The 11,056-nt window shown below is 44.8% G+C and carries 4 protein-coding genes; 2 read left to right on the plus strand and 2 right to left on the minus strand.

The window, feature by feature from the left end; genetic code table 11:
* Together DSM106972_RS51335 and DSM106972_RS10450 are read right to left on the minus strand one after the other, a co-directional pair.
* A partial coding sequence (locus DSM106972_RS51335; RefSeq protein ID WP_233787880.1) for a beta strand repeat-containing protein occupies positions 1–2,802 on the minus strand: 2,802 nt, incomplete at its 3' end.
* Between the two features lie 300 nt (positions 2,803–3,102).
* On the minus strand, positions 3,103–3,918 hold the full coding sequence (locus DSM106972_RS10450) for a hypothetical protein (protein WP_127080632.1): 816 nt from the start codon (positions 3,916–3,918) through the stop codon (positions 3,103–3,105).
* A gap of 657 nt (positions 3,919–4,575) precedes the next feature.
* Here DSM106972_RS10450 and DSM106972_RS10455 point away from each other — a divergent pair.
* Entirely contained in the window at positions 4,576–4,833 is a 258-nt protein-coding gene (locus DSM106972_RS10455) for a hypothetical protein (RefSeq protein ID WP_127080633.1), read from the plus strand.
* Positions 4,834–5,279: 446 nt separating this feature from the next.
* Positions 5,280–11,056 (plus strand): beta strand repeat-containing protein (locus DSM106972_RS10460; protein WP_201800702.1); only part of this gene is annotated, 5,777 nt, incomplete at its 3' end.

Raw genomic sequence — 11,056 nt, forward strand, 5'->3', positions numbered from 1 at the left:
GGTGGCTGAGATGCCTGTGGCTTGGGCTGCATTACCTGTGGCGGTGGCATTTTGCTGATTTGCCACTGTGTTGGCACCTGTGGCGGTAGCTGAGATGCCTGTGGCTTGGGCTGCATTACCTGTGGCAGTAGCATTTTGCTGATTTGCCACCGTGTTGGCACCTGTGGCGATGGCGTTAGCACCACTGGCCGACGCGGTATCACCTGTTGCAATTGAGCTTGCGCCTGATGCAATAGACCCTTTACCAGTTGAGGTGGCATTAGTACCACTTGCAATAGCGCCATCACCTGTGGCTGTGGCTGAGGCTCCCGTAGCTTGGGCTGCATTACCTGTAGCAGTGGCGTTTTGTTGATTTGCTATCGTGTTGGCACCTGTCGCAATCGCATTAACACCACTGGCCGATGCGGTATCACCTGTAGCAATTGAACTTGCGCCCGATGCTGTAGACCTTCTACCAATCGCGGTAGCATTTGCACCACTGGCAGTAGTGTTATCACCATACGCTGATGATGAAATGCCTTGAGCTTTCGCTGTGTTTCCTATAGCGGTAGCATTGTTCTGAGTTGCCTGGGCGTTAGTTCCTGTAGCGATTGCATCGGTGGCGTTGTCCGCAACCGATGCACCGTTACCAATCGCAGTGGAACCTGTTGCACCTACACCTACGGTTGCATTGTTACCTGTGGCAATTGCGCTCAAACCTTGAGCTTTTGCCGTATTGCCTGTGGCGATTGCATTGTCCTGAGTGGCTTGAGCAGCGTTACCTGTGGCGATGGCATTCACTCCGCTTGCAATCGCGGTATTACCTGTGGCAATAGCACTGTTCTGAGTTGCTTGGGCATTAGTTCCTGTCGCAATTGCATTAGTGGCATTGTCTGCAACACTTGCACCACTACCAATGGCAGTGGAACCCGTTGCATTTAAACCTACAGTGGCATTATTACCTGTGGCAATTGCGCTCAAACCTTGAGCTTTTGCCGTAGTACCTGTGGCGATGGCATTGTTTTGAGTTGCTTGGGCGCCGTTTCCTGTTGCAATGGTATTGGTTTGATTTGCAAGAGAATTCAACCCAGAGGCAATAGCATTAAGTCCTGTGGCTTGGGCATTATTACCTGTGGCAATGCTATTATTCTGAGTCGCTTGGGCAGTATTGCCTGTAGCAATGGCATTCACTCCACTTGCAGTGGCGGCGCCTACAGCAATGGCATTTGCCTGTGAGGCATTAGCCCCAAATCCAAGGGCTACCGATTGATTACCAGATGCAGTTGCGGCTCGGTCAAATGTTCCAGTTACAGCATTAAAAATACCACCCCCAGAAGCCAGAGAATTTGTACCCGAAGCCGTGGCACCAGCACCCGTAGCCGTCGCATTGTCTCCGGTGGCTTTAGCAGTATCGCCTACAGCAGTTGCTGAGATTCCTGAAGCTTGAGCGAAAGCACCATAAGCCGAGGATGAGTTACCAGTAGCTTGAGATAGGGCACCAGTAGCAATAGACCTCGCACCACTTGCATTAGCAGCACCACCCGTGGCGACCGAACCTATTCCGCTTGCGTTGGCATAAGCACCCGTAGCGACCGAACCAGTTTGACTCGCGTTGGCATTCCTACCTGTAGCAACCGAATCTGCTCCGCCCGCTTGGGCAGCCCTACCTGTAGCAACAGAACTATCTCCACCTGCAGTTGTGTTATTGGAACCGATGGCAACTGAGTTGGCACCTTGCGCTCTTACCCCATCACCAAAAGCCGCAGATGAGGCGCCCGACGCATTGGCAGTATTACCGATGGCAGTAGCACTATTAGCTCCAGCAGCAGCACCAGTACCAGCAGCAATTGCATTAGTAGCACCAGCTGCAACATTTGCACCTTGACCAATGGCAGTGGAACCCGTTGCACCAGTATTGACCCTTGCATTATTACCAGCAGCTATAGCACCAGTAGCTCCAGCACTAGCAGTAGTACCTGCGGAAATTGCATTAGTAGCACCAGCAGCAACATTTGCACCTTGACCAATGGCAGTAGAACCCGTTGCACCAGTACCAACATTAGCTCCATTACCAGTAGCAATCGCACTACTAGCTCCAGCACTGGCAGTAGTACCAGCAGCAATTGCATTAGTAGCACCAGCTGCAACATTTGCACCTTGACCAATGGCAGTAGAACCCGTTGCACCAGCACCAACATTAGCTCCATTACCAGTAGCAATCGCACTACCAGCATTCGCAGCAGCACCAGTACCAGCAGCAATTGCATCAATGGCGCCTGTTGCAGTGGTGGCATTATTACCAATCGCAACCGAGGTACTACCTTGCGCTCTGGCATTATTGCCCAATGCCGCAGATGAGGTTCCTGACGCAGCAGAGCTAGTTCCGATAGATGTAGCGTTTGCACCGCTAGCAGCAGAGGCATTTCCCACTGCTGTTCCTTGCGCTGCTGTGACAGCGGCGGTGTTACCTATAGCTATACCGCTGTTTGAATTAGAGTTTGCAGATGCAGCATTACCAATAGCGATCGCATTATTACCGCCCAATGGCACTATGGCATTAGTACCCACAGCTATTGAATCGCGAGCCTCAGCACTCGCTGCACCTCCGATTGCGGTTGCATTTACACCCTGAGTGGTATTTTGAAATTGTCCAGAAGTTGAGGTGGGTACGATTCTAATATTTTGAGCCTGGACACTAGGAGCTAGAATCGGCAAAAGTCCAGCAGGCAATAGTAATTTGGCAAATAGTAAAATCAATAATTTCCGATAACGCCCATTAATCGGCTGTTTTATCGCATACCAGTAAAATGAATGAATCTTCATGTAAATATTTCTCTATGCTATTGTGTAATAATTTTTTACAAAAGCTAAATCGAATTCACTCTAAAAAATGTCTCTAACGTCTCTTTAGATGCTGTTGGATTAGTAACCCTCCTGCCTTATGAGTCAGAGGACGTTGTATTATGTACTACAAGCATCTAGAGCTACTGCTGAAAAACACTCCTTTAGTTCATGAGCTTTTGTTGTAACCGTATAACTAAAAAATCTATTTGTTCAGTTAGGTTAAAACGGGAACAAGATTTTCTTAACAGCGTCAAACGATACGTGGGGGTAGACAAAATTTTATCCCAATGCATACTGGGGAGTTACAAAGGGAACCTGCGAGTTCATATTTGCGATGTGCGTAAGTTCTGCGGTTGCGTTCTTGATGGGTTGACCCGTTAGCGGATCGATGCTCTGACTTAGCAAAGGTGAGTTCATTGCGTTGAGAAATCGTTGCTCAATCAAGGTTGTGAAAGTTTCTATGTTTGATTGCCATTGATCCAGACGGTTACACAAAACATCTAATTTATCTGTAGGTGGCACTTGTTGAAAGATATATTCAAAATTGCCGGTATACGTCACAATCGGTGTGATAGCTTCTTCATTCTCTTTTTGTATAGATCTCTGAGCAACTTTAAGACTTAGTGTCCCCTGCTCTAAAGTGTAAACAATGTTTAAGTCCGTTCTAGGAGGCGTGTTGCCAAATTCTAACCACGCTCCAGGCGATAGTAAGCTTTTAGATATATAATTTTGTGCAAGTTCTGGGTTATTAGGAAAAGTAGCGAATCCTTCAGGATTGATTCCTAGTGCATCATACTGTGCATAAGGTAGTCTCTGGACATAATGTTTAGCAACTTGAGCAACCGTAATATTACTGAATGATTTCCCAATCGTGCTTTCTAAAAAAATAGTTCGATTAGTATCAGCAACTAACCTCAATCCGTTCTGAAAAATGATTTGAGAGCCTTGCTGCGTCAGAATAGGAGAACTAGCCAACTCCCAGTCTTGAGGCACAATGCCACTGCATTTCAGAAAATCTAGGTTCAACAACGCAGGATTTTGATTACGGACGAGCAAAACAATAGATAACTCATGAACTGAGAAAATAGAGGACATATTATACTCTCCTTCTGTAGAAATTACTGATGTGTAAATCATCTGCACAGCTAACCCACGCTCGGATCAACTATTGTGTTACTGATATAATGAATCTTTTATTCTTTTTCAGTAGAATCATTGATTCAGGCACAAGCCCTGTAATTACTCTTCAGCCGTATAAGTGTATATTTTATGAAACTACTTCGGAGAACCATCATAGTAATAACACTGAAAAATCCGTAACGTGTGTTAAGAATATTTTATAAAGCTCTGTCGGATGAGTGAAGATAATATAAGCGTCCTGCTCAAACATGATAAAGAGTTGCTTGCTATTTCATTAACTCAGTGTCAAATTCCTCATTTTTCAGTGGCGAAGGGAACGCAGATAGACTTGTGTATTAAATCGCACTTAATAGTGCAGTAGTATTTACCGTATTTATACATTGTCTAATATCATCTAGTTTTTAGCACAAATTTGACTTACTCACGTATACACTTCCATAGTTCATAATAACTACTTAGTGCAAAAAGTTTTAATCAGAATTGTTTTACTAGTAAAATTACGGTTGAAGTTTTTTTTAATAGTGTCGAATAATTAACTTATGCGTAGACGTTATATAAGTCTAACTTTGTCTACCCAACAAGCAGTCTATTTAAATCAGCAGGTAAAAATTTATGGCAACGGTTGAGCAGAGAGTATATCTTCTTACAGAAGAACAGCGTGATGGGTTGATGAACTACCTTATGAATCGTCCATATCGCGAAGTCGCTAACGGAGTTCAGTTTCTTACAAGCGCGCCCAGTACTATCCTTAATGTAGAAGTTGCTGAAGAATCGCCAAGTTTGGATGCTAAATCAGATGCTGACCAGGAATTTAAACCAGAAACAGCTCCCTTTTCCACAGATGAAACACCAGTCTTGAGTCATGCATAATAGGACTTACGCATTGACTTACAGGATAAAATTTGATAAAGGAGTTTTCAGGCATTAACGTTTATTTTTTCAATCTTAAATGAGGAATCCTCGTCTACTGGTGGTCAAAAAACGTTAAAAGAGCAAATTATGTGAATTCCTATCATATTCAGTTTGCACAATGCCTAAGTCCGGCATTATGTTAATGATTATATAGCAATCCTAATTTAGACGTGGAAAGTATATAGGCGAAAAGTAAGTATTTATAATCTTTTTAGCTTATTTTAATTCTCACGAATAATTTCGGATTGCTTTATTTTTACATAATGAAAAATAGTCCGCAAAAGCCTTGAAAGGTTGCTTATAAGGATTGAAGTCCAAATAGCAGCATAGTCTTTGTACGGCAGCTTATATAAAAACCATGATTTCGATTGTGAAAACTATATTCCTTTAAGGAAATAAAAATAATGGATATCATTCAACCTATAACAAATCAATTTAATACAAACTTTTCATCTTCCGATCTTCAACAATTTGCTAGTACAAATGGATTAAATTCTCAGATTCCACAGCAAAAGATTACAACTTCTTTAAGTAGTGATTTGACTCAAGGATTGAATGACACCTTCCCTGTTTATTCATTAACTGATGATGGGAACATTATTTATTTAGGGGGAACAAAAGAACAAGCGGTACCTCTCTCTAACTCCAATAATATTGATCCTCTAACAGGACAGACTTTAAATAAATTTTCGGGTAACTCTCTGAGCTTTTTGGGTACGGAGCGAGTAGACAATTTGTATCTAAAGGTTGGTGCAGATCAGATTTTCGAGTTCAGTACTGATGGAGTCAATTTTGCTCAGGTGGATGGACTGACACTTTCAGCAGATACAAAAATCTCGGTAGATTTAGGCTCTGGAGACGATGGTTTATATGTAGATAGCTCCTTAGTCAATGCATTGAAGAGTACAGGGGCGAAACTAAGTTTTGATGGTGGACAGGGAAACGATACACTATTCGGACCTAATCTTGACACAACATGGAATATCACTGGATACAATTCCGGCAACTTTGACAGTATTGAGTTTCGTGGTGTTGATAATCTTAAAGCTGCCGCTAATAACTATGCCACTTTTGTTTTTACTCCAGATGGTAACCTGAGTGGCGTTGCGGATGGAGGTGATGGGAATTTAGGAACCCTGGTTATTGAAGGCGGAACTTATAACACTACAAAATTTATAGCTTTTGGACCACATTCAGGTGAGATTTACCTTGACAGCAAGATTATTCGCTATGCTGGGTTGGCGCCCATATTTGACAATACCGTTACGGCAGATCGGGTATTTACCGCGACAGATGGGGACGATCAAATCCTTGTGACAAGAGCGGCTACTGGGCAAACGTCTATTTTCAGTAGCAATGGAACCTTTGAGAGTATTAGTTTCTTTAACCCAAGCAATTCACTCACGATTAAAGGGCTTGGGGGTAATGACAGAATTACCGTTGATTCACTCGACCCAAATTTCACTAAGTTATTAATCATTGATGGAAATGATGGTAACGATTCAGTTATCTTTAGTAAAAATTTAACGGTAAATGGCGGAAATTTAACGGTAAATGCTGAAAATATTGCCGTAAATAATGGAGTAATAATCGACATTACCAAACCGGGGGGTATTGACGGCGTAATTTCCTTTACGGCTTCGGATACTAAAAGCAGTTTTAATGCGTCAGGACAAGCCCAAATTAATCTTTCAGGAGCAACCATCAAGGCTGGCAATATTAATATATCTGCTACCTCCGCAGTTACCAGCTCTGTAACGTCACTTCCTGTAGCGCTTGTTAACTTGGCTTCCACAGCTAACATCGCAGTTATTGACTCTCGAATCGAAAGCAGTGGTAATGTAACTATTGCGAGCAGTTCTACTGTTACGGGAACGGCTATTGCTCAAGGTTTAAGCTCTTACGTTGACACCTCTGTAGATGCAGCTGTTGCAACTTCTATTATTAACAGTTCTGCAATCGCGCGCATTTCTGGGACAAGCTCGATCACTGCTGGGGGAACTTTGGCTGTGACGGCAACAAATAAAATCAATGCAACCACAAGTGGCGATGCAAGTGCTGCTATGGGCGGAGCGGGTATCGCGGTAACCACAGTCACGAGTACTACACAGGCTTACATTGACACTTCAAGTAGTCAATCAATCTCAGCACTGGATCTTACCCTTTTAGCGGACTCCGATAACAATATTACAACAACAGCGAAGGCAAGCTCTGGCGGGTCAACCAAGAACGATCAGACCCCACTATCTAGAACTGAGAACAATGCCAAAACGAGCGATGGATCGGTCGATGTTGCTGGGGCACTGGCATTCACTAAGCTGAGTAGTAAAACTGAGGCATATATTTCTTCTACTAATTCAAGCACCTCTCCCTCAATAACCACCAGCACGCTGACTATTCACGCCACGTCAAAAAACAACTCCTCTGCTGTTGCTGATGGCAGTACTGTAGGCAGTGGCGCCAGTGGTGTTGGCGTTGCAGTCGGTATTAATCTTGCTGACGTAACTAATAAAGCATATGTTGGTAGCAACACATCTCTCAAGGCAAGCACGATTACTATTGAAGCCCTCACCCCTACTAAGAATTCCTTTATTGCTGAAGCTATTTCAGGTGCTGGTAGCTCTAGTCAGGTAGGTGTGGCTGGCGCGCTGGCGCTTAACAAACTGAACACAAGTAGTCAAGCATTACTCCAGACAGGTGCGGTAGTGGATGCTAGTGGTAAAGCTGTGGTACTGAAAGCAGAGAACAACACCAGTTCCACGACTAAGGCTGAGGCAGCTCAAACAGGGACTGGAACTGTCGGCGTTGGCGCCTCTGTAGCCATAAATATCGAACAAAACCGTACCGAAGCAGCGTTAGAAGACAACGCTACACTAACAAACGCAGGCGACTCAACCCTCACTGCTACCTCAGACAACAGTAGTGCAACAAGCGTTAAAGCAGGTTCGGCAGGTAATATCTCTGTCACTCCAGCATTAGCGCTGACAATTGTCAGCAATGATACTTTAGCAACAATCGGCGCTGGCGGAACACTGACAGTTGGAAGCTTAGACGCGGTAGCCAAACACTCAGGTAATACAAGTGCAAATGCTGATGCTGCTGCTGCAGGAAATACAGTCGGAGTTGGTGCAACCTTCGGTTTCAACATCGTAGACGACACAACAATTGCAACGACAGCAAGAAACATCACCTCGATAATAGGTGATATCAGTTTTGGTGCATATGCCTATGCAGCTACAGGCGCCACTGCAAAAGCAGGCGCAGCAGGTGCTGACCCTGATGCTGAGAAAAAAGAAGGTCAAGAAACATCCGAAGACCAAGCCAATGAACAAATAGATAATGAAGATAACCCGAACGCACAGAAGCATAAGGATGCGATTAAAGGCAAGGCAAAAACGAGTAGTGGCTCAATATCAATTGCCGCAGGATTAGCGCTTAACCTAGTTGATTCCACTGCCAAAGCAACTCTCGCAGATGGTTTGGTAATTAACTCTGCAGGCTCATTTAAACTCGCAACATCAAATGAGACAGACGCAGCCGCGATTGCTGATGGTAGTGCGGTTGGTGGCGCGCCGAAGGTTGGTGTGGGGGTCGCAGTTGCGCTCAATATCGTTGATACCACCAACGAAGCCACAGTTGGTAAGAGTACGATAGGTACAGCCAACGTTACCGCTAAAGGCATTACCCTTGAAGCGAAAATGAGCGATGCTTCACTTAAAGGTGATGGATTTAGTAACTTTACTGCCCAAGCAACCGCAGGGGCGGGAGCCAGTAATGTTGGTGTTGCAGGTGCGTTTGCCCTGAATGCGATTGGCGAAAACTCGAGCATTGCTTTAATTAAGAGTGGGGCAATTGTAGATGCTGGTGGTGGTGATGTTAATTTCATAGCCGAGAACAAAACCAACTCGGTAACTTTAGCAGAGGCAGAAGTAGAAGCTGTTGAAGGTGGCAAGTCGAAAGTTGGTGTCGGTGCCTCTATTGCCATAGATGTCGAGCAAAACCGCGCTGAAGCTTCATTACAAGATAATTCCACACTTATAAACGCGGGTAAGTTGACGCTTGCTGCCACCTCAGACAATAGCAGTGAAACGAGTGTTAAAGCTGGTTCGGCAGGTGATATTTCTGTCAGCCCTGCTGTAGCACTGACGATTGTCAGCAATGATACTTTAGCCAGAATTGGTACTGGTGGAACACTGACAGTCGGCAGTTTAGATGCTGTAGCTAAACACTCAGGTAATACGAGTACAACTGCGGATGCAGCAGCAGCAGGTAGTACAGTTGGAGTTGGTGCAGCACTATCACTCAACATCGTAGACGACACGACAATTGCAACGACAGCAAGAAACATCACCTCGACAGTAGGTGATATTAGCTTTGGTGCATATGCTTATGCAGCCACAGGTGCGACCGCAAAAGCAGGTGCAGCTGGTGCTGATCCAAGTGCTGAGGAACAAGAAGGTGAAAATACAGCAGAAGACCAAGCCAATGCAGAAATAGATAGTGTTGAAGACAATCCAAATTCTGCCAAGCATAAAGACGGCATTAAAGGCAAGGCGAAAACGAGTAGTGGCTCAATATCAATTGCCGCAGGATTAGCGCTTAACCTAGTTGATTCCACCGCCAAAGCTACTCTCGCAGATGGGCTAGTGATTAACTCTGCAGGCTCATTTAAACTCGCAACATCAAATGAGACAGACGCAGGTGCAATTGCTGATGGTAGTGCAGTTGGTGGTGTATCGGCGATTGGTGTGGGAGTTGCAGTTGCACTCAATATTGTTGATATCACCAACGAAGCCACAATTGGTCAAAGTACAACAGGTACAGCCAACGTTACTGCTAAAGGCATCATCCTCGAAGCTAAGATGAGTGATGAATCACTCAAAGGTGATGGATTCAGTAACTTTACTGCCGAAGCAACCGCAGGTGCAGGAGCTAATAATGTTGGAGTCGCTGGTTCGTTTGCCCTGAACGCAATCGGTTCTAACGAGAGTATTGCTTTAATTAAAAGTGGGGCAATTGTCGATGCTGGTGGTGGTGATGTTGAGATTATCGCCCAGAACAACACCAACTCGGTAACTTTAGCAGAGGCAGTGCAAGTTGCTAGCCCAGATGGCACACCCCAAGTCGGTGTTGGCGCCTCTGTTGCGATAGATTTCGAGCAAAACCGCGCAGAAGCATCATTACAAGATAACTCCACACTCACAAACGCGGGTAAGTTGACGCTTGCTGCCACCTCAGACAATAGCAGCGCAACAAATGCCAAGGCTGGTTCGGCAGGTAAAATCTCTATCAGCCCGACAGTGGCACTAACAATTGTCAGCAATAATACTTTAGCCACAATTGGTACTGGTGGAACACTCACAGTTGGCAGCTTAGATGCAGTAGCCAAACATTCTGGTAATACGAGTACAACTACTGATGCTGCTGCCGCAGGAAGTACAGTCGGGATTGGTGCAGCGCTGGCACTCAACATCGTAGATGACACGACAATTGCAACGACAGCAAGAAACATCACCTCGACAGTAGGTGACATTAGCTTTGGTGCATACGCTTATGCAGCCACAGGTGCGACCGCAAAAGCTGGTGCTGCTGGTGCTGATCCAGGTGCTGAGGAACAAGAAGGTGAAAATACAGCAGAAGACCAAGCTAATGAACAAATAGATAGTGTTGAAGACAACCCAAATTCTGCCAAGCATAAGGGAGCGATTGGAGGCAAGGCGAAAACGAGTAGTGGCTCAATATCAATTGCTGCTGGATTAGCACTTAACCTAGTTGATTCCACTGCCAAAGCATCACTCGCAGATGGTTTAATAATTAACTCTGCAGGCTCATTTAAACTTGCAACATCAAATGAGACAGATGCAGGTGCGATTGCTGATGGTAGTGCGGTTGGTGGAGTATCAGCGATTGGTGTAGGAGTTGCAGTTGCGATCAATATCGTAGATATCACCAACGAAGCCACAATTGGTCAAAGTACAACAGGTACAGCCAACGTCACGGCTAAAGGTGTCATCCTCGAAGCCAAAATGAGTGACTCTTCGCTCAAAGGTGATGGATTTAGTAACTTTACTGCCCAAGCAACCGCAGGTGCAGGAGCTAATAATGTTGGAGTCGCTGGTTCGTTTGCCCTAAATGCGATTGGTGAAAACTCAAGCATCGCTTTAATTAAGAGTGGGGCAAT

The organism is Dulcicalothrix desertica PCC 7102 (genome assembly GCF_003991905.1).
GTDB classification, from domain to species: Bacteria; Cyanobacteriota; Cyanobacteriia; order Cyanobacteriales; family Nostocaceae; genus Dulcicalothrix; species Dulcicalothrix desertica.